Annotated in this window: 26 protein-coding genes; 12 read left to right on the top strand and 14 right to left on the bottom strand. The window is 63.4% G+C overall.

Going from position 1 to position 24,194, the window contains the following annotated elements; genetic code table 11:
- Positions 1–11: 11 nt before the first annotated feature.
- From YY7_RS0122000 to urtA, 11 genes are all read right to left on the bottom strand, one after another.
- Positions 12–311 carry a putative quinol monooxygenase gene (locus YY7_RS0122000; RefSeq protein ID WP_028165122.1) on the bottom strand — a complete coding sequence of 100 codons (300 nt, stop codon included), beginning with the start codon at positions 309–311 and terminating at the stop codon, positions 12–14.
- A gap of 48 nt (positions 312–359) precedes the next feature.
- Positions 360–2,072, bottom strand: a complete 1,713-nt coding sequence (gene ureC / locus YY7_RS0121995; RefSeq protein ID WP_028165121.1) for an urease subunit alpha — start codon at positions 2,070–2,072, stop codon at positions 360–362.
- A 25-nt stretch (positions 2,073–2,097) separates the two neighbouring features.
- The gene (locus YY7_RS0121990; protein WP_028165120.1) at positions 2,098–2,637 is read right to left on the bottom strand and encodes an HD domain-containing protein; all 540 of its coding nucleotides are present in this window, start codon (positions 2,635–2,637) and stop codon (positions 2,098–2,100) included.
- A 100-nt stretch (positions 2,638–2,737) separates the two neighbouring features.
- Positions 2,738–3,043, bottom strand: a complete 306-nt coding sequence (locus tag YY7_RS0121985) for an urease subunit beta (RefSeq protein ID WP_028165119.1) — start codon at positions 3,041–3,043, stop codon at positions 2,738–2,740.
- 132 nt (positions 3,044–3,175) lie between these two features.
- Complete coding sequence (locus YY7_RS0121980) at positions 3,176–3,478, bottom strand: urease subunit gamma (RefSeq protein WP_028165118.1); 303 nt, start codon at positions 3,476–3,478, stop codon at positions 3,176–3,178.
- Between the two features lie 27 nt (positions 3,479–3,505).
- Positions 3,506–4,342, bottom strand: coding sequence for an urease accessory protein UreD (locus YY7_RS0121975; protein ID WP_028165117.1), 837 nt, complete (start codon positions 4,340–4,342; stop codon positions 3,506–3,508).
- A gap of 28 nt (positions 4,343–4,370) precedes the next feature.
- Entirely contained in the window at positions 4,371–5,066 is a 696-nt protein-coding gene (gene urtE / locus YY7_RS0121970; RefSeq protein ID WP_028165116.1) for an urea ABC transporter ATP-binding subunit UrtE, read from the bottom strand.
- 3 nt (positions 5,067–5,069) lie between these two features.
- Positions 5,070–5,831, bottom strand: a complete 762-nt coding sequence (urtD, locus tag YY7_RS0121965; protein WP_028165115.1) for an urea ABC transporter ATP-binding protein UrtD — start codon at positions 5,829–5,831, stop codon at positions 5,070–5,072.
- The gene (gene urtC / locus YY7_RS0121960) at positions 5,828–7,003 is read right to left on the bottom strand and encodes an urea ABC transporter permease subunit UrtC (protein ID WP_028165114.1); all 1,176 of its coding nucleotides are present in this window, start codon (positions 7,001–7,003) and stop codon (positions 5,828–5,830) included. Before urtC ends, urtD begins: the two co-directional genes overlap by 4 nt.
- A complete protein-coding gene (gene urtB, locus YY7_RS0121955) occupies positions 7,000–8,613 on the bottom strand; it encodes an urea ABC transporter permease subunit UrtB (protein WP_028165113.1) in 1,614 nt (537 codons plus the stop codon). The genes urtC and urtB overlap by 4 nt, the downstream gene beginning before the upstream one ends.
- Positions 8,614–8,704: 91 nt before the next feature.
- On the bottom strand, positions 8,705–10,030 hold the full coding sequence (gene urtA, locus YY7_RS0121950) for an urea ABC transporter substrate-binding protein (RefSeq protein WP_028165112.1): 1,326 nt from the start codon (positions 10,028–10,030) through the stop codon (positions 8,705–8,707).
- Between the two features lie 571 nt (positions 10,031–10,601).
- Between urtA and YY7_RS0121945 the strand changes: the two genes are divergently transcribed.
- The 3 genes from YY7_RS0121945 (at position 10,602) to YY7_RS0121935 (ending at position 12,821) form a co-directional block, all read left to right on the top strand.
- Complete coding sequence (locus YY7_RS0121945) at positions 10,602–12,029, top strand: DEAD/DEAH box helicase (protein ID WP_028165111.1); 1,428 nt, start codon at positions 10,602–10,604, stop codon at positions 12,027–12,029.
- A gap of 25 nt (positions 12,030–12,054) precedes the next feature.
- Positions 12,055–12,345: a translation initiation factor IF-1 gene (infA, locus tag YY7_RS0121940; protein ID WP_027579226.1), complete on the top strand. Its 291-nt coding sequence runs from the start codon at positions 12,055–12,057 to the stop codon at positions 12,343–12,345.
- Between the two features lie 263 nt (positions 12,346–12,608).
- Entirely contained in the window at positions 12,609–12,821 is a 213-nt protein-coding gene (locus tag YY7_RS0121935) for a cold-shock protein (protein ID WP_028165110.1), read from the top strand.
- Positions 12,822–12,907: 86 nt separating this feature from the next.
- On the opposite strand, the gene YY7_RS0121930 is transcribed toward YY7_RS0121935, so the two are convergent.
- From YY7_RS0121930 to YY7_RS0121920, 3 genes are all read right to left on the bottom strand, one after another.
- Positions 12,908–13,546 carry a TadE/TadG family type IV pilus assembly protein gene (locus YY7_RS0121930; RefSeq protein WP_245287349.1) on the bottom strand — a complete coding sequence of 213 codons (639 nt, stop codon included), beginning with the start codon at positions 13,544–13,546 and terminating at the stop codon, positions 12,908–12,910.
- 8 nt (positions 13,547–13,554) lie between these two features.
- Entirely contained in the window at positions 13,555–14,136 is a 582-nt protein-coding gene (locus tag YY7_RS0121925) for a TadE/TadG family type IV pilus assembly protein (protein ID WP_028165108.1), read from the bottom strand.
- Positions 14,137–14,293: 157 nt separating this feature from the next.
- Positions 14,294–14,806 (bottom strand): pilus assembly protein N-terminal domain-containing protein, encoded by a 513-nt coding sequence (locus tag YY7_RS0121920; RefSeq protein ID WP_028165107.1) that lies wholly within the window; start codon positions 14,804–14,806, stop codon positions 14,294–14,296.
- A gap of 443 nt (positions 14,807–15,249) precedes the next feature.
- Here YY7_RS0121920 and YY7_RS57485 point away from each other — a divergent pair, with 443 nt between their 5' ends.
- From YY7_RS57485 to YY7_RS0121875, 9 genes are all read left to right on the top strand, one after another.
- Complete coding sequence (locus tag YY7_RS57485) at positions 15,250–15,414, top strand: Flp family type IVb pilin (RefSeq protein ID WP_063623388.1); 165 nt, start codon at positions 15,250–15,252, stop codon at positions 15,412–15,414.
- Positions 15,415–15,718: 304 nt separating this feature from the next.
- Positions 15,719–16,243 (top strand): A24 family peptidase, encoded by a 525-nt coding sequence (locus tag YY7_RS0121910; RefSeq protein WP_028165106.1) that lies wholly within the window; start codon positions 15,719–15,721, stop codon positions 16,241–16,243.
- A 128-nt stretch (positions 16,244–16,371) separates the two neighbouring features.
- Positions 16,372–17,169 carry a Flp pilus assembly protein CpaB gene (cpaB, locus tag YY7_RS0121905; RefSeq protein ID WP_028165105.1) on the top strand — a complete coding sequence of 266 codons (798 nt, stop codon included), beginning with the start codon at positions 16,372–16,374 and terminating at the stop codon, positions 17,167–17,169.
- Positions 17,170–17,210: 41 nt separating this feature from the next.
- Positions 17,211–18,662 (top strand): type II and III secretion system protein family protein, encoded by a 1,452-nt coding sequence (locus tag YY7_RS0121900; RefSeq protein WP_433994518.1) that lies wholly within the window; start codon positions 17,211–17,213, stop codon positions 18,660–18,662.
- Positions 18,663–18,671: 9 nt separating this feature from the next.
- Positions 18,672–19,421, top strand: coding sequence for a CpaD family pilus assembly protein (locus YY7_RS0121895; RefSeq protein ID WP_080663800.1), 750 nt, complete (start codon positions 18,672–18,674; stop codon positions 19,419–19,421).
- Positions 19,418–20,683 (top strand): AAA family ATPase, encoded by a 1,266-nt coding sequence (locus tag YY7_RS0121890; RefSeq protein WP_028165102.1) that lies wholly within the window; start codon positions 19,418–19,420, stop codon positions 20,681–20,683. Before YY7_RS0121895 ends, YY7_RS0121890 begins: the two co-directional genes overlap by 4 nt.
- Before the next feature lie 18 nt (positions 20,684–20,701).
- Positions 20,702–22,165, top strand: a complete 1,464-nt coding sequence (locus tag YY7_RS0121885; protein WP_028165101.1) for a CpaF family protein — start codon at positions 20,702–20,704, stop codon at positions 22,163–22,165.
- 11 nt (positions 22,166–22,176) lie between these two features.
- A complete protein-coding gene (locus YY7_RS0121880) occupies positions 22,177–23,154 on the top strand; it encodes a type II secretion system F family protein (protein ID WP_028165100.1) in 978 nt (325 codons plus the stop codon).
- A 10-nt stretch (positions 23,155–23,164) separates the two neighbouring features.
- A complete protein-coding gene (locus tag YY7_RS0121875; RefSeq protein WP_028165099.1) occupies positions 23,165–24,139 on the top strand; it encodes a type II secretion system F family protein in 975 nt (324 codons plus the stop codon).
- Positions 24,140–24,194: the final 55 nt, after the last annotated feature.

The following is a 24,194-nucleotide window of genomic DNA, read 5'->3' as shown; positions in this document are numbered from 1 at the left end:
GGCTTTCTCTTTTACCGAACTTCGACCTTCTCAGGCGTGATCACTTCGATCTTCGGCGGGGCCGAGAAGCACTTCACGGCGACGCGGCCAAAGGTCTTCATGTGATCGGCGGTGCGGTGCGGCACCAGCGCCTCGGCATTCTCCCACTGCTCGACGAACACCATCTTGGTCGGATCGGTGACGCTCTCGTGCAGATCATAGGCGATATTGCCGGGCTCCTTCCGCGTCTCCTTGATGCAGGCGGTGGCGGCCGCAATGAATTCGGCGCGCGTTTCAGGCTTAATGGTCAGTGTAGCGACGACGTAGATCACGGAATTTCCTCCCGGCTTTGGTTTCTGGGCGTATTTGCCGGAGAGGTTTTAGAACATGAAATAGCGCTGCGCCAGCGGCAGCACCTCGGCGGGCGCGCAGGTCAGAAGCTCGCCGTCGGCGCGCACCTCATAGGTCTCCGGATCGACCTCGATCCTGGGCGTGGCGTCATTGTGGATCATGCTCTTCTTGGAGATCTTGCCGCGCGTGTTCTGGACCGCATAGAGCTTCTTGCCGATACCAAGCTTGCGCGCCAGCCCGCCGGCGACCGCCGCCTTGGACGTGAAGACCACCGAGGATGCGGTGAGCGATTTTCCGTACGCCGCAAACATCGGCTGGTAATGCACCGGCTGCGGGGTCGGGATCGAGGCGTTGGGGTCGCCCATCGGCGCCGCCACGATCGAGCCGCCCTTGATGATCAGGTCCGGCTTGGCGCCGAAGAACGCCGGCGACCACAGCACAAGGTCGGCGAGCTTGCCCTTCTCGACCGAGCCGATCAGCTTGGAGACGCCGTGCGCGATCGCGGGGTTGATGGTGTATTTGGCGATGTAGCGCTTGACGCGGAAATTGTCGTTGTTGCCCTTCTCCTGCGGCAGCGATCCGCGCTGCTTCTTCATCTTGTCCGCGGTCTGCCAGGTGCGGATGATGACCTCGCCGAGCCGGCCCATGGCCTGCGAATCCGAGGACATCATCGAGAGCGCGCCGAGATCGTGCAGGATATCTTCCGCTGCGATCGTCTCCTTGCGGATGCGGCTTTCGGCAAAGGCGAGATCTTCGGCGATCGAGGGATCGAGGTGGTGGCACACCATCAGCATGTCCAGATGCTCGTCGATGGTGTTGCGCGTAAACGGGCGCGTCGGGTTGGTCGAGGACGGCAGCACGTTCTTCAGCCCGGCGATCTTGATGATATCAGGGGCGTGGCCGCCGCCGGCACCCTCGGTGTGGAAGGCGTGGATGGTGCGGCCCTTGAACGCCTTCACCGTATCCTCGACGAAGCCGGATTCGTTGAGCGTGTCGGTGTGGATCATCACCTGGATATCGTGATCGTCAGCGACCGCAAGACAGTTGTCGATCGCCGCCGGCGTCGTGCCCCAGTCCTCATGCAGCTTCAGCGCGCAGGCGCCGCCCTTGATCATCTCGACCAGCGCCGCCGGCCGCGATGCGTTGCCCTTGCCGGAGATGCCGAGATTGACCGGGAAGGCGTCGAAGGACTGGATCATCCGCCCCATGTGCCAGGGCCCCGGCGTGCAGGTCGTCGCGAAGGTGCCGTGCGAGGGGCCGGTGCCGCCGCCCAGCATCGAGGTGACGCCGCTCATCAATGCATGCTCGATCTGCTGCGGACAGATGAAATGGATGTGGCTGTCGAATCCCCCTGCGGTGAGGATCTTGCCCTCGCCCGCGATCACATCGGTGCCGGGGCCGATGATGATGTCGACATTGGGCTGGATGTCGGGATTGCCGGCCTTGCCCATCGCGGAGATCATGCCTTCCTTGATCGCGACGTCGGCCTTCACGATGCCCCAATGGTCGACGATCAGCGCGTTGGTGATGACGGTATCCGCCGCCCCTTGCGCGCTCGTGACCTGCGACTGCCCCATGCCGTCGCGGATCACCTTGCCGCCGCCGAACTTCACCTCCTCGCCATAGGTGGTGAAATCCTTCTCCACCTCGATGATGAGATCGGTGTCGGCGAGCCGCACACGATCGCCGGTGGTGGGCCCGAACATGTCGGCATAGACGGAACGTTTGATCTTCACGGACACTGTAAGCCCCCTACTTCACTTGCCTTCAAAACGCGCTTTTCGCGGTTTTGGCGGCTTCATCAAATTTGGCATCGAGCATCGGGTTGACGCCCCGACATCCGGCGACGACTTTTTCGGCCCATATGACATAGGCGGCGAGATCTTCGCGCTCGTCTTCGCTCAGGTTCGGCCCGATACGGGCGCGCGTGTTGCTGATCTTGTCCGCGATCTTGATCATCTTGGCGCCGGGCGATTTGTGCGGGGCGTCCTCAATCTGCTTTTGCCGGCGCTGGGTCTTCGACAACGTCATGTCGTCGGTCACCTCGACCACGAGCGCGGCGACGCGCTCGCTAAATTTTGCCGCCAGTTCCTCGCGCGTGGCGTCGGTGTCCTCGACCGTGTCGTGCAGCCAGCCGGCCGCCACCAGTTCGGCGTCGGCGCCATCGGTCGCTGTTGCGAGCAGGTTCGCGACCTCGGCGAGGTGATTGATATAGGGTTCATTGCCACGACCCTTGCGGGCCATGCCCGTGTGGCGATGCGCGGCGAACTCGGCGGCTTCGGAGATGAGGCGGATTGGCTGCGGCATGGCGAAAAACTCCTTTTTGCCTCAACCGCGCCACCGCGCACTCCGTTCCTGCCTTGCGAACGAGGGGACGGCCGGGCGACAGCGAACATGGCGCCAAGGATCACAGCTTGCCCTTCACCTCGCCGCGGAAGCCGTGGATGACGCGTTTGCCTGCGAGGGCGACGAGCTGGACGTCGCGGGTCTGGCCCGGTTCAAAGCGGACCGCGGTGCCGGCGGCGATGTCGAGGCGCATGCCGCGGGCTTTCTTGCGGTCGAATTTGAGGGCCGGGTTGGTCTCGAAGAAATGGTAGTGCGAGCCGACCTGGATCGGGCGGTCACCGGTGTTGGCGACGGTGAGCGTCACGGTCTTGCGGCCGGCATTGAGCTCGATCTCGCCGTCCTGGATGAAGAGTTCGCCGGGAATCATGTGTGCTACCTCGTATCGCTCTGCTGCGTCATGGCCGGGCTTGACCCGGCCATCCACGTCTCACCACTCAGCCCAAAGGCGTGGATGCCCGGGTCGAGCCCGGGCATGACAACGTTGATGGACTTGCGCTCCTCACCGGATCGGCTCGTGCACGGTGACGAGCTTCGTCCCGTCCGGGAACGTCGCCTCCACCTGGATGTCGTGGATCATCTCGGCAATTCCCTCCATCACCTGCGCCCGGGTCAGGACCTGTGCGCCGGCCTGCATCAGGTCGGCGACGGTGCGGCCGTCGCGCGCCCCTTCGACGATGAAGTCGGTGATCAGGGCGATGGCCTCGGGATGGTTCAGCTTGACGCCGCGCTCGAGCCTGCGGCGCGCCACCATGGCGGCCATCGAGACCAGGAGCTTGTCCTTTTCGCGGGGAGACAAATTCATGCGGGCACTCTGATGGTTTTCGAATGATTAGTTGAGCCACAGCCTCGGCAGCGGGACGGCGGAGGCGCGGCCGAGCACCGTCATCATGTCGGCGCGCAGCCTCATCGCATCTTGGGCACAGAAGCGCGCCATTGCAAACCCATTCCAGCAGGAGACGCCGACTTCACCACGGAAGGAATCCTGCGCCTCGCGTATACGCTCCACGACCGCCTCATCTCCGGGCACGATCAGCGCAGTGCCGATCGCGACGCCGCCATTGGCGACAGCTGATAGGGCGAGCTTTTCACCGATATGGCCGTCGAGCCGGATGGTCTCGGCAAACACCAATCTGCCACCGCGGCGCATCCGCCAGCGGTCGACGAATTCGCCATGGCGCATGGTCTCGCCCATGGCCGAGCGGCCGAACACCACGATTTCACACAGCAGCAGCGACGCGCCCTCCGAGAGGTCGATATCGATCCGCCGCGAAATCCGGGCGCGGTCGAACAGGATGGTCTCCTGCGGCAGCCAGGACAGATGCGAACCGGTTGCGGCTCTCAGCGCGATATTGAGCTGGGCGGCGGGTCCGGCCGCACGATAGACTTTCTCGGCGGCGGCTGTCGTCAGCGTCAGCCGCGCGCCCTCACCAGCAGCGATATCGATGTCAAAGCGATCACCGCCGGCAACCCCGCCAGCGGTATTGACGAACACCGCCGACAGCCCCTCGCCCTCCGGCGACGGAAAACGCACCCGCAGCGAGCCGGATTCGTGCAAGTCGCCGCGGCGGGTAACACCATCCTGCAGATGCACACCGAACCGCACCGCGCCGCGAGCACGGTTGGCCGCAAAGGTCGCTGCATCAGCGCGTGCATTCTCGGTGTGCATCCGTCCCCCCGTTGGCCGGTTGCGTCCCTTATAGCGCCATTTGGCGGGAGATTTCAGCGGGATCGAGATTGGAGCGGTCGCAGGCATATTTCACCGCGCCACGGTCCATCACCGCAAAGGAGTCGCCGAGCTCGCAGGCGAAATCGAGATATTGCTCGACCAGCACGATCGCGATGTTGCCGAGATTGCGCAAATAGGAGATGGCGCGGCCGATGTCCTTGATGATCGAGGGTTGGATGCCCTCGGTCGGCTCGTCCAAAAGCAACAGTTTCGGCCGCATCACCAGCGCGCGGCCGATCGCCAGTTGCTGTTGCTGGCCGCCGGAGAGGTCGCCGCCGCGGCGGCCGAGCATCGATTGCAGCACCGGAAACAGCGAGAACACGTCGTCCGGGATGAAGCGGTTCTCGCGCTTGAGCGGACCGAAGCCGGTCTTGAGATTTTCCTCCACCGTCAGCAGCGGAAAGATCTCGCGGCCCTGCGGCACGAAGCCGATGCCGCGCCGCGCGCGCTCATACGGCCTCAAACCGGTGATGTCGCTGCCGTCGAACTCGATAGAGCCCGACGCGATCGGATATTGGCCGACCATCGCGCGAAGCAGCGAGGTCTTGCCGACGCCGTTGCGCCCGAGCACGCAGGTGACCTTGCCGGGTTCGGCCGACAGCGAGACGCCGCGTAGCGCCTGCGCTGCGCCATAGAAAAGGTTGATGTTCTCGACCTTCAACATCGCTCACCTACCCAGATACACTTCGACAACCCGCTCGTTCGACGACACCTGGTCGATGCTCCCCTCCGCCAGCACCGTGCCTTCATGCAGGCAGGTCACCTTGACGCCGAGCTCGCGCACGAAGGTCATGTCGTGCTCGACCACCATGATGGTATGGTCCTTGTTGATCTCCTTGAGCAGCTCCGCGGTCTGGTGAGTCTCGACATCGGTCATTCCGGCAACGGGCTCGTCGACCAATAGCAGCTTCGGATCCTGCGCCAGCAGCATGCCGATCTCCAGCCACTGTTTCTGGCCGTGCGACAGGCTGCCGGCGAGACGGTTGCGCGCGTCGGTCAGACGGATGGTCTCCAGCACTTTCTGGATGCGCTCGGTCTCGGCCCTGCTCTCGCGCCAGAACAGCGTGCCGCGCACGCTGTGGTCGACATTGAGCGCGAGCAGGAGATTGTCCTGCACGGTCTGGCTTTCGAACACCGTCGGCTTCTGGAATTTGCGGCCGATACCGAGCTCGGCGATGCGGGTCTCGTCCAGCCGGGTCAGGTCGGTGACCCCGTCGAACAGCACGGTGCCTTCATCCGGCTTGGTCTTGCCGGTGATGATGTCCATCATCGTGGTCTTGCCGGCGCCGTTCGGGCCGATGATGGCGCGCATCTCGCCGGGCTCGAGCGCGAGCGAGAGGTTGTTGATGGCGTGGAAGCCGTCGAAGGAAACGTGCACGCCATCGAGATAGAGCATCGCGGACGTGGCACGGGTATCCATCACGTTCATTGCGCCTGCTCCGCCGAATTGGGTTCGCTGATGCCGTCCTCGCGCGCGGCGCTTTCCACGGCCGCGACGCGCTGCGCCCTCCATGGCTCCCACCAGGAATTGAAGGTGCCGACGATGCCCTTCGGCAGCAGCAGCGTCACCAGGATGAACAGCGCGCCCAGCATGAACAGCCAGTACGGCGCGAGTGGCCCTGAGGTGAAGAACGTCTTGGCATAGTTGACGACGACGGCGCCAAGCGCAGCGCCGACCAGCGTGCCGCGGCCGCCGACGGCGACCCAGATCACCGCCTCAATTGAATTGCCCGGCGCGAATTCGCTCGGATTGATGATGCCGACCTGCGGCACATAAAGCGCGCCCGCAACGCCGGCCATGCAGGCCGACAGCGTGAACACGAACAGCTTGTAGGATTCGACGCGATAGCCGAGGAAGCGGGTGCGGCTTTCGGCATCGCGCACTGCGATCAAGACCTTGCCGAGCTTCGAGGTCACGATCGCCCGGCAGATCAAAAAGCCGATGATCAGCGCTAGGCAGCTCAGCGCGAACAAAGCGGCGCGGGTGCCGTCGGCCTGGACGTTGAAGCCCAGGATGTCCTTGAAGTCGGTCAGGCCGTTGTTGCCGCCGAAGCCGAAATCATTGCGGAAGAAGGCAAGCAGCAGCGCATAGGTCATCGCCTGGGTGATGATCGAGAGATAGACCCCGGTGACGCGGGAGCGGAAGGCGAGCCAGCCGAAGCAGAAGGCGAGCAGGCCCGGCACCACCAGCACCATCAAGGCGGCGAAGGGGAACATATCGAAGCCGTACCAGTACCAGGGCAGCTTGTCCCAGTTCAGGAACACCATGAAGTCGGGCAGGATCGGATTGCCGTAGACGCCGCGGCTGCCGATCTGGCGCATCAGATACATGCCCATGGCGTAGCCGCCGAGCGCGAAGAAGGCGCCGTGGCCGAGCGAGAGGATGCCGCAATAGCCCCAGATCAAATCGATGGAGAGCGCGAGGATGGCGTAGCAGACATATTTGCCCCACAGCGCGACCAGATAGGTCGGCACCTGCAGGAACGAGCCCTGCGGCAGCAACAGGTTGGACAACGGGACCAGGATGCCGACGGCCGCGACGATCAGGATGAAGGCGGTCGCGGCGCGGTCCAGCGAGCGGGTGAGGATATGCGCGCTCATGCTTCCACCGCCCGCCCTTTCAGCGCGAACAGGCCGCGCGGCCGCTTCTGGATGAACAGGATGATCAGGACCAGGATGGCGATCTTGCCAAGCACGGCACCGGCGACCGGCTCCAGGAACTTGTTGGCGATCCCCAACGTGAAGGCGCCGACCAGCGTGCCCCAGAGATTGCCGACGCCGCCGAACACGACGACCATGAAACTGTCGATGATGTAGCTCTGGCCGAGATTGGGGCTGACATTGTCGATCTGCGACAGTGCGACACCGGCGATGCCGGCAATCCCCGAACCGAGGCCGAAGGTCAGCGCGTCGACGCGCGAGGTGGCAATGCCCATCGAGGCGGCCATGCGGCGGTTCTGGGTCACCGCGCGCATCTCGAGCCCGAGCGCGGTGTAGCCCAGCATCGCGAGCAGGATCACGAACACCGCCAGCGTGAAGCAGAGAATCCAGAGCCGGTTATAGGTGATGGTGATCTGGCCAAGCTCGAACGCGCCGCTCATCCATGAGGGGTTGCCGACCTCGCGGTTGGTCGGGCCGAACATTGTGCGCACCGCCTGCTGCAGCACCAGCGACAGGCCCCATGTCGCCAGCAGCGTTTCCAGCGGACGGCCGTAGAGGAAGCGGATGATGCTGCGCTCGATCGCAACGCCAATCCCGCCCGCGACCAGGAAGGCCAGCGGCACGGCGATCAGGAGTGAATAGTCGAACAGGCCGGGGTAACGCGTGCGAATCACCTCCTGCACCACGAAGGTGGTGTAGGCGCCTATCATCACCATCTCGCCATGCGCCATGTTGATGACGCCCATCACGCCGAAGGTGATGGCAAGCCCGATTGCGGCCAGCAGCAGCACCGAGCCAAGCGAGAGACCATACCAGGCGTTCTGCACCGCCGACCACATCGCAAGATTGCTCTGGATCGAGGAGATCGCGCCGGTGATGGCCTGCGCCACCAGCGGCGGCTGGTCGGAGCCGGCGCTGGTGAGTAGCGCCAGCGCTTCCTGGTCGCCGCGGGCCTTGATGACCGCGACAGCATCGAGCTTGTCGTTATCGGAGGCGTCAGACTTGAACAGGATGATCGCTGCACGGGCCTCGGTGAACGCCTGCTTGGCCGCCTTGTCGGTCTCCTTCGCGAGCGCGCCCTCCACCACGGGAAGCGCGTTCTCGTCATGGCTCTTGAAGACGGATTGCGCGGCAGCGACGCGCTTCGCCGGGTCGGGCGAGAGCAGCGTCAGGCTGCCAAGCGCGGCCTCGACCGTGCGGCGCAGGCGGTTGTTGAGACGGACGGACGCCGCATTGTCCGGCAGCTTGTCGACCACAGCGCCGGTGGCGGCATCGATGATCTTGCCGTCTGCCTGCGTGATGAAGACTTTCTTGCTCTCAGGATCGGCCGACAGCCGCTCCTCCTGGAGCGCCGAGATGATCGGGAAGGCGAGCGGATTGCCCGAGCTTGCGACCGCCTCGATCGCTTCCGCGGTATCGGAAAATTCGTCATTGGCGAACTTGGCGACCGCATCCTCGAACGGGCCCGCGAAGGCGGGCAGCGCGAAGCAAGCAATCAGCAGGACTGAAAGAACGAGCGCGCGAAAACGCTCAAGAAAATAACCAAACACGTGACGACCCCGGCAGGAGTGGTGAGGAGAAGGCGACGAACACCGCCGCCTTCTCCAGTCTCTTGGAAGGTTGTTGAATGAACGGATCAGATCAGGAGCCCTGACCGCCGCACTTGTTGGTCTTGGTGTTCCAGTTGCCGCACTTCTTGCCGACCCAATCGCCGATCAGGTCCCTGGAGCCTTCGAGCTCCTTCGACCAGGCATCGCCCGCGACGAGGCCGGGAGTCTTCCACACCACGTCGAACTGGCCGTTGCCCTTGATCTCGCCGATGAACACCGGCTTGGTGATGTGGTGGTTCGGCAGCATCTTGGAGACACCGCCGGTCAGGTTCGGCGCTTCGATGCCGGGCAGCGCGTCGATCACCTTGTCCGGATCGGTCGACTTCACCTTCTCGACCGCCTTCACCCACATGTTGAAGCCGATGTAGTACGCTTCCATCGGGTCGTTGGTCACGCGCTTCGGATTCTTGGTGTAGGCCTGCCAGTCCTTGATGAACTTCTCGTTGGCGGGCGTCTTGATCGACTCGAAGTAGTTCCAGGCGGCGAGATGGCCGACCAGCGGCTTGGTGTCAATGCCGGCGAGTTCTTCCTCACCGACCGAGAACGCGACCACCGGGATGTCGGTCGCCTTGATACCCTGGTTGCCGAGCTCCTTGTAGAATGGAACGTTGGCGTCGCCGTTGATGGTGGAGACCACCGCCGTCTTCTTGCCGGCCGAGCCGAACTTCTTGATGTCGGCCACGATCGTCTGCCAGTCGCTATGACCGAACGGCGTGTAATTGATCATGATATCTTCCTGCTTGACGCCCTTCGACTTCAAGTAGGCTTCCAGGATCTTGTTGGTGGTGCGCGGATAGACGTAGTCGGTGCCCGCCAGCACCCAGCGCTTCACCTTCTCGTCCTTCATCAGGTAGTCGACCGCGGGGATCGCCTGCTGGTTCGGAGCGGCGCCGGTGTAGAACACGTTGCGCTCGGACTCTTCGCCCTCATACTGCACGGGGTAGAACAGGATGTTGTTCAGCTCCTTGAACACCGGGAGCACGGATTTGCGCGACACCGAGGTCCAGCAGCCGAACACGACCGCGACCTTGTCCTTGGTGATGAGCTCGCGCGCCTTTTCCGCGAACAGCGGCCAGTTCGATGCGGGATCGACGACGACAGCCTCGAGCTTCTTGCCGAGCACGCCGCCTTTCTTGTTCTGCTCGTCGATCAGGAAGAGAATCGTATCCTTCAGCGTGGTCTCGCTGATGGCCATGGTGCCGGAGAGTGAATGCAGGACGCCGACCTTGATGGTGTCGTCGGCCGCTTTGGCCGGAGAAAATGGCGACGACGCCAAGCCCAAAACCAGGCCTGCGGCGGCAGCGAGCCAGCCGCGGCGGCTCAGCCTTGCTATATCGTGAGTAAGCTGTGTGATCATGAAATGTCATCTCCCTGACGCAGGCGTGAACGCATGCGAACGGCCCCACGGCCGCCTGCGACAAAAGGAATCGCAAGAACCATGCCACGGTCGAGGCACCGCTTAAGGCACTGCTGGCGCAGCGCAATTTGGCGTTTCAGGAAGAATGCAGACAACGGCAGCCCAATTATTGGGCGACAAAAATGTATGCCAAAGCGGCAATCAGTTCATTTTTTGAGCAGTTAGACCGAGCTGGCTAAATTTCCGGCAGCCAATTGTGACGCTGTCGCGACATCGGACTGGCCCCTGCAATAGCAACTTCGCTCCCGAGGCCGACCCAATCCGAGGAGAGTTTACCTTGAAAGTGCCGCGTTCATGTTCCATATGACTGCCATGACCCGCGCGAATCGCCGGGTCGGCGCAAGCTTGCGTGTTCTAGGCCGCCTTGGTTCCAACCAGCCTCGGCGGCTTTTGGCTTGCCTTTGATCAGCCAACAGCACCGATGCCCCAAACACGCGGGTATCACTGATGCCCTCACGCGCCCGGCCGACATGGCCGGCGCGCCTGACGTTTTGATGGAAAGACCTCCCTTTTGACCTCCTTTCAGGATTTCGGCCTTGCCGATCCCATCGCCCGCGCGCTTCGGGAAGAGAACTACGTCACCCCCACTCCGATCCAGGCCCAGACCATTCCGCTCGCGCTCGAAGGCCGCGATGTGATCGGCATAGCGCAAACCGGCACCGGCAAGACCGCTTCCTTTGCGCTGCCGATCCTCAACCGGCTGCTGGAGAACCGCACCAAGGTGCAACCGAAGTCATGCCGCGTGCTGGTGCTCTCGCCGACCCGCGAATTGTCGGGGCAGATCCTCGACAGCTTCAATGCCTATGGCCGCCACATCCGCCTCTCTTCCGCGCTCGCGATCGGCGGCGTGCCGATGGGCCGGCAGGTCCGCTCGGTGATGCAGGGAGTTGAAGTCATGGTGGCCACCCCCGGCCGCCTGCTCGACCTCGTGCAGAGCAACGGCCTGAAGCTCAACCAGGTCGAGTTCCTGGTGCTCGATGAAGCCGACCGCATGCTCGACATGGGCTTCATCAACGACATCAGGAAGATCGTCGCCAAGCTGCCGCAGAAGCGACAGACGCTGTTCTTCTCGGCGACGATGCCGAAGGATATCGCCGAGCTCGCCGAAGCGATGCTGCGTGGTCCGGCCCGCGTGGCGGTAACACCGGTGTCCTCGACCGCCGAGCGCGTCACGCAGCGCATCATCCAGGTCGATTTCACCGCCAAGCCCGCCATACTGGCGCAACTGCTGAAGCAGGAACCGGTCAACCGCGCGCTGGTGTTCACCCGCACCAAGCACGGTGCCGACAAGGTGGTGAAGGGGCTGGAGAAGGCCGGCATCGCGGCTAACGCTATACACGGCAACAAGTCGCAGAATCACCGCGAGCGCACGCTGGCGGCATTTCGTTCCGGCGAAATCCGCACCTTGGTCGCGACCGACATCGCCGCGCGCGGCATCGACGTCGACGGCATCAGCCATGTCGTCAATTACGACCTGCCCAACGTGCCGGAGACCTATGTGCACCGCATCGGCCGCACCGCACGCGCCGGCGCCGACGGCGTTGCAATCTCGCTGATCGCGGGCGCAGAGGAGATGGGATACTTGCGCGACATCGAACGGCTGATCCGGGTGGCGCTGCCGCGCGAAGATCGCCGTACACCGGGCAGTCGCGAGCAGGCGCCTGCTCCCGCCGCCCCACATCGGGCGGCTGGACGATCGGCTCAGCGCCCCCATCAGACCAGAGGAAATGAATCACCTCAGGCAGCAAAAGGCCCTCGCCGCCGCCGCCGTCGAGGTGGTAAGAATGGCGCGCCACAGGCGAACCGGGGCGAGTCGCCACGTCCGCCGCAGATCGGCAAGAGCGAGGGTAAGCAGGGCGGCATTCAAGGCGTCGCCTTCTTGCACCGCGAAAGCCGGGCGAAACCGCAGCCCAACCGCAACAACCAAACGCAGCACTAGCCGTCTATCGATTCTGGAGAACCACATGGCTAAGGAAGAGCTGATCCAGTTCGAGGGGCTGGTGACCGAAATCCTCCCCGACGCACGCTATCGCGTGCAACTCGATACCGGACACGAGATTGTCGCCTATACGGCCGGCAAGATGAAGAAGAACCGCATCAAGACGCTGGCCGGCGACCGGGTTACGATTGAAATGTCGCCCTACGACCTCGAGAAGGGGCGGCTGATTTTCCGTCACAAGGATGAACGCCCGAGTTCGCCCGGCGGCCCGCCACGCGGCCAGCCGCCACGGGGCGGCCAGTTCCGCCGCCGCTGACGTGCCCCGAAGCCGTCCGGAATCGCGCACGACGCCCTGATGTCTTGCGCGATCCCTGCGGTTTCCACGTTCGAACGAAATCCGCGCACGTCAGGATTGTTTTAGGCCCGTTTTTCGCATAATATCGGGTTAATCGATTTTCGGCCGGACGACATTAGCCATCCACCGGTATCCCGGTTCGGCGCTGACGACCCTTCCAAAATTCGATCCACCAGCCTGCCACAAGCGGGCTTTGACTTGTCTATCTGAGAAGGGACTATCCCGTGAGCATGGGAACCGTGAAGTGGTTTAACGCAACCAAGGGCTACGGCTTCATTCAGCCCGATGACGGCGGCAACGACGTGTTCGTGCACATCAGCGCTGTCGAGCGCGCTGGCTTGGGCACGCTGCGCGAAGGCCAGAAGATCTCCTACGAGATCGTGTCCGATCGTCGGTCCGGCAAATCCGCCGCCGACAACCTGCGTTCGGCAGGCTGACCGACGACGGGCCTGCGTCCGCAGCGCCCATACGCATCAAGAACACTGAACAAAGAGAAGCCGCGCCGACCGCGCGGCTTCTCGCTTTAAGAAACCGGCGTGCAGCTACTGCTTGGCTTGATGGGCGGCGGATAGTCGACGCAGGGCGACTGTCTCGGGCGGGTGTAGGCTTGGTCTTGCCATGGAATGTCGGTCTTGAGCACGTAACTAGTTAGCGACTTGTATTTGTAACTGACCTCGCTCCAGATCAGCCAGGTATTCGGTATCAATAACCCCGGTGGAACCGGTACCGTATCATTCGGCTTGTGCGGCGAATTCTGAAGCGCGGCTGTCGGCGAGCCGCTCATTGTGACGGTGGCCGACTGGCTCCACTGGATCTTCGCGATGCCATTCTTGTCGATGAATACTTCCGAGACGGTCGCGGTCAGCGGTGTCAAGGAATAAGGCAACAGGATTGCTCCGCTCAGGGCGAAGACATTCTGCATGTCCGTGGTGGTGACGCTGTTCAGCGATTGCGACGTCAGGTCGGATGCCGCGCGCGCCACCAGCGCCAGCTTGCGCTGGATGGCGACGAAGGAGCTGACCTCGACCGTTCCGAAGACCAGCACCAGCATGATGGGCACGATCAGCGCGAACTCGGTCGCTGCCACGCCGCGGCAATCGTTGACGAGATTGCGGACCTGGCGGCGCACGTGCCAGATCGATGAGAGAAACCTCATTTTCATCGTTTCGCTCATGAGCATGTCGTCCCGCCATTTAGGAAGGGCTCGTTCCTGAAGACCGCGATTGCCGACAACAGGCGTTTGCTGCCATTCAGATTGGAGGGGTCGTAGCCGAGCACGTCTCCAAAGTTGAGCATCTTGGTGACGATGACGGGCCACTGATAGAACAACCTGGCCACGACGAAATTGCCGTCTTGGCCAGGACAGTATTTCATATCATCGATGAAGGCGCCGCCCGAACCGATCTGGTTAGGGATTTTGATCACGTTGACCTGCGGGTAACTACGAACGTCGACATAGATGCCCTTGCAGTCGAACATGAAACTGAGCTTGTGGGCGCAGACCGCATTCTTGAAGTCCTGCGGACTGAGCGAGCCGCTTTGCGCCTGTCCGGTCAGGACCAAGCGCGCGGAATCCTGGGTGATCGTCTCGAGCACCTGGCCGGCGAAGAATATCAGCGCCGTCTCGATGATCGCAAACAACAACACGAAGAACACCGGAGCGACGAGGGCGAATTCGACGGCGGTTACGCCGCGACGATCGCGGCGAAACCGGCGCAACAATTTCCGGAAAGAGCCTGGAGGCTGTGGCATCGGAGGAGTCTCGTAGCGGGGTGGTGCCGCAACGATTATCTGAAACAGATTGTCGAAATGTTTCGTCGGATCGCGACAGCACGACCCGTTCCGTTAGGCCGGCGTTAAGCATGGGCGGACAGCGCAAGGCCGCCGCCGACGGCCTCTGCAGGTTTCGTTAGTTGGGGGATGACGGTTTGGGGGCGGTCCCGCCCTGCCCGCTTGCCTGGGTGCTGAGCGAGCCGGCCTGATCGATCGTGGACTTGAAGTAGTTCTCGCCGTCGCCGAGCGTCACGCGGCGCTGGCAGATCGGCATGCAGCTATAGGATTCCCGCTCGATGCCGCGATAGACGGTGACGAGCTGGTCGCTCGGGCCCTGGACCTGGATCTGGCGGTCGACCAGGATCTCGCCGTTGCGGTCCATCGCGATGAAATTGGTGGCGCCGTAGCCCTTGCCCGTGACGACCACGACGCCGCCGGTCTGCAGCGTCACATCGGCGATCATGGGGTTGCCGACCACGATGGTGGCGATGCCGGTCGGGAGCTTGACGAGCTTGGCCTGGTCGACATTGACCTCGATCCGATCAGGATCGGCCGCGGCAAAGCTTGCGGAAGGCCATGCCGCGGCGGCTGCGAGAAGGCTGAAGGCAAGACCCGCCAACGTGCGGACACGCTCTGACTTGAACGACATACTCTACCCCGGGGCATTGACAAGCCGGCAACCGCGATACGCAGCGGAAGCGACACCCGACAAAGCTAAACTGACAACAATTCATGAACGAAGTGCAAAAAGCGCTTCCGCAATTTCATCCGCATTCATTTCCGGAGACGCCTGCCCGGTGAGGATCAATCGCGAGGCGGCACGGACGCGATCGCTGCATTCTTGGCGTGGCGCTCCACAGAGGAGCACGATCGAGTCTCATCCAACCCAGCATATGTGCATTTTACGGATTGTCTTAAGCCCGCGTTGACTCTGCGTCGGAACTGTCAAATTTGGTACGATCTTTCTGCAATCGAATTAACTGCTGCGCAATTGTCGCACCCCTAGGTTCGCGTGCATGGTCACGGTGCTGAGAACGCCGGGGAGACCAAAACGCTAAGTTCGACCAGCCACGTGCACACCAGGAGCAATCTATGAAGAACCTCGTTTCGCGTTTCATTAAGGACGAATCCGGCGCGACCGCCATCGAATACGGCCTGATCGCCGCCCTCATTGCCGTCGTGATCATTGGCACCCTTCGAGTCATCGGCACCGATCTCAACGCCAAGTTGGTCCAAGTGGACAACGGGCTGAAGTAATCGGCTCTTTTCGGCACAAAGGCCCCGGCGATCCGGGGCCTTTGTCTTATTCGTCGAGTTGAACCGCGAAAATATGCGTAGATCAACCGTTCCACGACTTGCGGCGACAAAGGCCTCCTTTCGCGCCGGTCATCTGAACGACGCATCCGCACAGATCGTCTGCGTCGCCCTGGCACTGGCAGTTGTCACGCTCGCCTGGCGCATTGCGGCAGTCTGGTGACGTGCCGGCCTTCGCCGATTATTCATCTCTCGCGGCTAGATTCGAGGCGCCACTCATCCTGACCGCTCGGGCTCGCGTAATCACATGATCCTCGACATTCTTCGCCTGCTGCTGTTTCCCGCACTGATGGCGTTCGCGGCTGCAAGCGACCTTGTCAGCATGACGATTTCAAACCGTGTGTCGCTGGCGCTCGTGGCGGGCTTCGTCGTGCTCGCGCTTGCGAGCGGCATGGGGCTCTATGAGGTGCTTTCGCATGCCGGTGCCGGCGCCGCCGTGCTCGCGGCTGGATTTGCCTGCTTTGCGTTCGGCTGGATTGGCGGCGGGGACGCCAAGGTTGCAGCCGGCGCTGCGCTCTGGTTCGGCTTCGATCATCTCCTGCCCTATCTGCTCTATGCGTCCGTGTTCGGCGGCGCGCTGACGCTGCTGCTGCTCCAGTTCCGACGATGGCCGCTGCCCTACCCGCTGCTGGGCCAGGCCTGGCTGCTGCGGCTGCACGCCAAGGAGACCGGCATTCCCTACGGCATCGCGCTCGCGCTTGGCGCGCTCGTGATCTATCCCGAGACCGGGTGGATGAAGGCGGTCGACTTCGCGCATTTCGTAATGCGTTGAAAGGGCGGAAGTAACTGCCCGTTAAGGCGATTTAGATACGCCTCATTAACCATGCTTTGACGAATAGCTGGTCAACTGCCGATCACGGCGGCGGAACCGTCGCGTCGTCCTGTGGAAAGTGAAGCGTAATGAACACCGCACGCATTGTGGTCTTGGCTATCGCCGGCGTTGCCGGCCTCGCGGCCCTGTATCTGGCGAGCGGAAGCAATAACCAGCCCGCTCCCAAATCCCAGCCGGCGGCGCAACTGCCAACCATCGACATTCTCGTCGCGAAGTCCGACATCGGTCTAGGCCAGTCGGTCAAGGCCGACGATTTGCAGTGGCAGACCTGGCCAGCCTCGAGCGCGAGCGGCTCGTATATGCGGCGCGACGGCAAGGCCGACGCCATGAAGGACGTCATCGGCTCGATTGCCCGCGCCCCCTTCATCGCCGGCGAGCCGATCCGCGAGCAGAAGCTGGTGAAGGCCGATGGCAGCGGCTTCATGGCCGCGATCCTGCCGTCCGGCATGCGCGCGATTTCGACCGAAATCTCGCCGGAGACCGCTGCCGGCGGCTTCATCCTGCCGAACGACCGGGTCGACGTCATTCTCTCCCGGCGCGAGAAGAACCCGGACGGCCAGGGCGCAGACATCGTCAATTCGGAGATCATCCTGAGCAATGTCCGCGTGCTCGCGATCGACCAGGCGCCGAAGGAGAAGGACGGTACCAGCGCGCTGATCGGCAAGACCGTGACGCTCGAGCTCAAGCCCGAACAGGCGGAAACGCTGGCGCGTGCGCGCCAGAGCGGCACGCTGACGCTGGCGCTGCGCAGCATCGCCGACGTCAATATCGTCGAGGCCAACGCCGACAATCAAACACGCCGGCGCGGCCAAAGCATCAACGTCATCCGGTACGGCATCGCCAGCCCGCAAACGGTACAGAAGTGAGCGAAAGGGCGCAGGGAATGAAGGGCTGGGGGAATCGATCGATGATGCGGGCTTTCGTCGTTCGCGCCCTGTCGTTTTCGGCCGCTGTCGCCTTCACACTGAACCCGGCCCTGACGCCGGTGGTGGCGAGCGATTACCGCGTCGCGGCGCCGCCCGCGGCCGACGGTCAAGCCAGTGCGCGCTTCCTGTCGCTCGGGGTCGGCAAATCGGTCGTGATCGACCTGCCGCGCGACATCAAGGACGTGCTGGTGGCCGATCCCAAGATCGCCAATGCCGTGATCCGCTCCTCGCAGCGCGCCTACATCATCGGCGCCGCGGTCGGCCAGACCAACATCGTGTTCTTCGATTCTGCCGGCGCGCAGATCGCCGCCTATGACATCGCCGTTAAACGCGACCTCAATGGGGTACGCGCGGCGCTCCGCCAGGCGCTGCCGCATGCCGACATCCAGATCGACGGCGTCGGCGACGGCGTGGTGCTGACCGGCACGGCCTCGAGCCCGATCGAGGCGCAGCAGGCCGGCGATCTCGCCGCGCGGCTTGCCGGCGGCGCTGAAAAGGTAGTCAATTCGATCGTGGTCCGCGGCCGCGACCAGGTGATGCTCAAGGTCACCGTCGCCGAGGTCGCGCGCAACATCATCAAGCAGCTCGGCATCGACCTCACCGCCAACCTGAACTACGGCACCGCGGTGGTGAGTTTCAGGAACGACAACCCCTTCACCGCCTTTGGTCGCCCGCTGCTGCCCAACAACACGGCGACAACCGCGTTCGGCGCCAGCCCCTCGGTATCGGCAACGCTGCGCGCGATGGAAAGCGCGGGCGTGGTGCGAACGCTGGCCGAGCCGAACCTGACGGCCATTTCCGGCGAGTCGGCCACCTTCATCGCCGGCGGCGAATTCCCGATCCCCGCAGGCTACTCCTGCGACCCCGTCACCCATGTCTGTATCACGCAGATCCAGTTCAAGAAATTCGGCATCTCCTTGAACTTCACTCCGGTCGTGCTGACCGAAGGCCGCATCAGCCTGCGGGTGATGACCGAAGTGTCCGAACTGTCGAACGACAATTCGATCACGCTCTCGCAATCCGTCACCGCCAATCAAGTGAACACGCTGACCATTCCCTCGATCAAGACCCGCCGCGCGGAAACGACCCTGGAAATCCCCTCTGGCGGCGCGATGGCGATGGCCGGCTTGATCCAGGAGCAGACCAAGCAGGCCATCAACGGCTTTCCGGGTCTTGCCCAACTGCCGATTCTCGGCACGCTGTTCCGCAGCCGCGACTTCGTCAACAACCAGACCGAGTTGATGGTGCTGGTGACCCCCTATGTCGTGCGCGCGGTGGCGCAGAAGGACCTGTCGCGACCGGATGACGGCTTTGCCAACGCCTCGGACCCGCAGGCCGACTTCCTCGGCAGCATCAACCGCATCTATGGCGTGCCGGGCCGTACCGAGCCGGGGCGAAATTACCGCGGCACCTACGGCTTCATTACCGACTGAGGCGGGACGATGACACCCAAGCTGACATCCAAACGTTCCGCCGATCGCAGCCGCGCCCTCGCCCGTCTCGGGGTACTGATCGGCATTGCCGTGGCGCTCGGTGCCTGTCGGCACACGGATGATTCGCCGCTCGCGAGCTATCCCGACGATTATCGCCTGCGCCATCCGATCGCAGTCCAGGAAGCCGACCGCTCCATCGTGGTGTTCGCCGGCAGCGGCCGCGGCGGCCTCACCGCCGAACAGCGCGCCGACGTGATGGGGCTGGCGCAGACCTGGCTGCGCGAAGGCACGGGCACGATCAGCATCGACACACCGGTCGGTACGCCGAATGCGCGCGCCGCCGCTGATTCCCTGCGTGAGATCCAGGCGACCTTCGCCGCCGCCGGCGTGCCGCCGCGCGCGGTTGCCGTGCGCCAGTATCACCCCGAGGATCCGCGCCATTTCGCGGCCATCAGGATCAACTATGCACGGATCTCGGCGGTGGCCGGCCCGTGCGGCACCTGGCCGGAGGACCTTGGACCGTCGATCAACAACAAGAGCTATTTCGACAACAAGCCCTATTACAATTTCGGCTGTGCCTACCAGCGCAACCTCGCCGCCATGGTCGACAATCCGAGTGACCTCGTGCAACCGCGCGCGGAGACGCCGCCATACACCGAGCGGCGTGACATCGCCTTCGCGAAATACCGGAAGGGCACCTCGACGACGACGACCTATCCCGAGGCCGACAAGGCCAAGCTGAGCGATGTGGGCAAATGATCAGCTACGCGCGCCAGAATTCCGACACCCAGCCTGACGTCCCGCCGCCGACGGAGGAACATATCGCGCCGGCGCCGCGGGTGTCCGTGCAGGCATTCTGCGACACGGTGGAGACCGCCGCCGCGGTGCAGTCTGCCGGCGAGGACCGCAGGCTCGCCAAGGCGCATCTGAAGATCCAGATGGGCGGCATGGCCGCTGCCATCGAGGCGTATCGCTCGGCGCCGACGCCGAACGTCATCATCCTGGAAACCGGGGCCAATGGCGACATCCTCGGCGGTCTCGACCAACTTGCCGCGGTCTGCGACGCCGGCACGCGCGTGATCGTGATCGGGCGCCTCAACGATGTCGCGCTCTATCGCGAATTGGTGCGCCGCGGCGTCAGCGACTACATGATCGCGCCTGTTGTCGCCATCGACGTGGTGCGCTCGGTCTGCAACCTGTTCTCGGCGCCCGAGGCCAAGGCGGTCGGGCGCATCCTTGCCGTGGTCGGCGCCAAGGGCGGCGTCGGCGCGTCCACGGTGGCGCATAACGTCGCCTGGGCGATCGCGCGCGACCTGGCGCTGGATTCCGTCGTCGCCGATCTCGATCTCGCCTTCGGCACCGCCGGCCTCGACTACAACCAGGATCCGCCGCAGGGCATCGCCGAGGCCGTGTTCTCGCCCGACCGCGTCGACACCGCCTTCATCGACCGGCTGCTGTCGAAATGCACCGATCACTTGAGCCTGCTGGCGGCGCCGGCCACGCTCGACCGCGTCTACGATTTCGGCGCCGAGGCGTTCGATGCGATCTTCGACACGCTTCGCACCACCATGCCCTGCACCGTGCTCGACGTCCCCCACCAATGGTCGGGCTGGACCAAGCGGGCACTGATCGCCGCCGACGACATCCTGGTGGTCGCAGTCCCCGACCTTGCCAACCTTCGCAACACCAAGAACCTGGTTGACCTCTTGAAGGCCTCGCGGCCGAACGACCGCGCGCCGCTCTACTGCCTCAACCAGGTCGGCGTGCCGAAGCGCCCCGAGATCAACGCCGCCGAATTCGCCAAGGCGATCGAGGCCGAGCCGATCGCGACGATTCCGTTCGATCCGCAGATCTTCGGCTCGGCCGCCAATAACGGCCAGATGATCGCGGAGATCTCCGCCAATCATCGCACCATCGAGATGTTCCTTCAGATCGCGCAGCGGCTGACGGGCCGCGGCGAGACCAAGAAAACCAAAGGGTCGTTCCTGTCGCCCCTGCTGGGGAAGCTGCGGGCGAAATAGCCGCTCTGGAGTAGAGTCGTGTTTGGTAAGCGTAGCGCAAATGACAGTGAAGTGCGGGCACTGAGGCCCGCTGCTCACGCGCCGGAACCTTCGGCCGCAGCCACGCCGGCGCGCGAGATGGCGCCTCCGACCATGCCTTCGCCCCCGATCGCCCCGCCCAAGCCGCCGCCGGCGCCGACCGTCGACACGCGTCGGTCCGACACTTACTACCAGGTCAAGGCCACCATCTTCGGCGCGCTGATCGAGGCGATCGATCTCGCCCAGCTCGCCAAGCTCGACGGCGATTCCGCGCGCGAGGAAATTCGCGACATCGTCAACGAGATCATCGCGATCAAGAACATCGTGATGTCGATCGCCGAGCAGGAGGACCTGCTCGACGACATCTGCAACGACGTGCTCGGCTACGGTCCGCTCGAGCCGCTGTTGTCGCGCGACGACATCGCCGACATCATGGTCAACGGCGCCGGCACGGTTTACATCGAGGTCGGCGGCAAGATCCAGCGCACCGGCATCCGCTTCCGTGACAACCAGCAGCTCCTCAACATCTGCCAGCGCATCGTCAGCCAGGTCGGCCGCCGCGTCGACGAATCCTCGCCGATCTGCGACGCGCGCCTCGCCGACGGTTCGCGCGTCAACGCCATCGTGCCGCCGCTCGCGATCGACGGGCCCGCGCTCACCATTCGTAAGTTCAAGAAGGACAAGCTGACGCTGGAGCAGCTCGTCAAGTTCGGCGCGATCACGCCGGAAGGCGCAAGCATCCTGCAGATCATCGGCCGCGTCCGCTGCAACGTCTTGATTTCCGGCGGCACCGGCTCGGGCAAGACCACCCTGCTGAACTGCCTGACCAACTATATCGAGCACGACGAGCGCATCATCACCTGCGAGGACGCCGCCGAGCTGCAACTGCAGCAGCCGCACGTGGTCCGGCTGGAGACCCGGCCGCCCAACATCGAAGGCGAAGGCCAGGTCACGATGCGCGAACTGGTCCGCAACTGCCTGCGTATGCGCCCCGAGCGCATCATCGTCGGCGAGGTCCGCGGACCGGAGGCGTTCGACCTGTTGCAGGCGATGAACACCGGCCACGACGGCTCGATGGGCACGCTGCACGCCAACAACCCGCGCGAGGCGCTGTCGCGCTGCGAATCCATGATCACGATGGGTGGCTTCGCGCTGCCCTCGCGCACCATCCGCGAGATGATCTGCGCCTCGATCGACGTCATCATCCAGGCGGCGCGCCTGCGCGACGGCTCCCGCCGCATCACCCACATCACCGAGGTGATGGGCATGGAAGGCGACACCATCATCACGCAGGACGTCTTCCTGTATGACATCGTCGGCGAAGACGCCAACGGCAAGATCATCGGCCGGCATCGTTCGACCGGCATCGGCCGGCCGAAATTCTGGGAGCGCGCCCGCTACTACAACGAGGAGAATCGCCTGGCCGCCGCGCTCGACGCCGCCGAAGCGCCGCCGCCGGCATAAGGAAGCCGATGATGAACCTGCAATCGCTTGCCCTCGCCTTCCTCGCGGCAACCGCCGTCGGCGGCCTCGGCTGGGTCTTCCTCTATCCTTTGCTGTCGGGGGAGAAGCAGGCGGAAGCGCGCCGCGCCTCCATTGGCCGCTCCGAACCCGCAACCGTTCGGCAGGCCGAACGAACCCAGCGTTCGCGCCGCGAGCAGGTCGAAGGGACCTTGCGCGAGCTCGACGCGCGACGGCAGAAGGAGGCGAAGCTTCCGCTGAGCAAGCGCCTGACCCAGGCCGGCCTCGACTGGACGCCTCAGAAGTACTGGATCATTTCCGCCGTCCTTGCAGCGATCGGCTTTGCGCTCTCCTACGTGATCGGCGGCGGACTGCTCGGCGCAGTAGGCATTGCCTTCGCCGCCGGCTTCGGACTGCCGCGCTGGCTGCTCGGTTACCTGAAAAAGCGCCGTGAGGCAGCGTTCCTCAAGGCGCTCCCCGACGCCGTCGACGTGATCGTGCGCGGCATCAAGGCCGGCCTGCCGTTGTTTGAATCGCTCAAGGTGGTCGCCAGCGACTCGCCTGAACCGCTCAAGAGCGAGTTCAAGGCGATCATCGAGACACAGACCATCGGCATGCCGCTCGGCGATGCCTGCGCCCGCCTTTACGAGAGCATGCCGCTGCCGGAAGCGAACTTCTTCGGCATCGTGGTCTCGATCCAGCAAAAATCCGGCGGCAATCTCTCGGAAGCGCTTGGCAACCTCTCCCGCGTGCTGCGCGACCGCAAGAAGATGAAAGAGAAGATCAAGGCGATGTCGATGGAAGCCAAGGCTTCCGCAAGCATCATCGGCGCACTGCCCCCGACCGTCATGACGCTCGTCTATATCACAGCACCCGATTACATCTCCCTGCTGTGGACCCATCCGACCGGCCAACTGATGCTGGTCGCCTGCGTGCTCTGGATGAGCATCGGCGTCTTCGTGATGAAGAAGATGATTAATTTCGATTTCTGATGGGTGAAGCATGATTGATCTTCTGGCCAGCAAGCTCCACGACGTCAGGTTCATGACCATGCTGCTTGCGGCGATCGCCGTGAGCGCAACCTGCTACTCGCTGATCATGCCGTTGTTCGCCGGCGAGAACCTGCAGAAGCGGATGAAGGCGGTGGCGAGCGAACGCGAGCGCATCCGCCAGCGCGAACGCGAGCGGATGGCCAAATCGGAGAAAGCGTCGCTGCGGCAGGCGCCGAGGCAATTCGTCTCCAAGGTCGTGGAAGACCTCAACCTAAGCAAATGGGTGGCGCAGGAGAGCGCTCGCGACAAGCTCATTATGGCCGGCTATCGCGGCAACGCACCCTACATCACCTTTCTGTTCTTCCGTGCCCTGACGCCGATCGCCATGCTGGTCGGCGCCGTACTGTATGTTTTCGTGATTGCGAAACTGGAGGGCTCGATGCTGATGAATATCGGCATCTGCCTCGGCGCGGCGTATCTCGGATTGCAGGCGCCCATGCTGTTCCTGAAGAACGCCATCACCAAGCGTCAGCTTTCGATCAGGCGCGCTTTCCCCGATGCTCTCGACCTGCTCTTGATCTGCGTCGAGTCCGGCATGTCGGTCGAGGTCGCTTTCAGGAGAGTCGCAACCGAGATCGTCGGGCAATCGGTCGCGCTGTCCGAAGAGTTCACGCTCACCACGGCGGAGCTCTCCTACCTGCAGGACCGCAAGACGGCCTATGAAAACCTCGCCGCCCGCACCGGGCTCGAGAGCGTGAAGTCGGTCTGCCTGGCGCTGCAGCAGTCCGAGCGCTACGGCACGCCGCTCGGCCAGAGCCTGCGCGTGATGGCGCAGGAAAATCGCGATATGCGCATGTCGGAGGCCGAGAAGAAAGCTGCCGCGCTGCCGCCGAAACTGACGGTACCGATGATCCTGTTCTTCCTGCCCTGCCTCTTCATCGTCATTCTCGGACCGAGCTACATCAGGATCACCGAGTTGCACTGAACCGGTTGCGCGCGTCCCCGCGAGAGCATTTTCGAGCGAAGAAGTGGATACCGGT

This window comes from Bradyrhizobium elkanii WSM2783 (genome assembly GCF_000472865.1).
Lineage (GTDB): Bacteria > Pseudomonadota > Alphaproteobacteria > Rhizobiales > Xanthobacteraceae > Bradyrhizobium > Bradyrhizobium elkanii_A.
The sequence above is the reverse complement of the archived record's forward strand: the minus strand, read 5'-3'. Positions and strand labels throughout refer to the sequence as shown.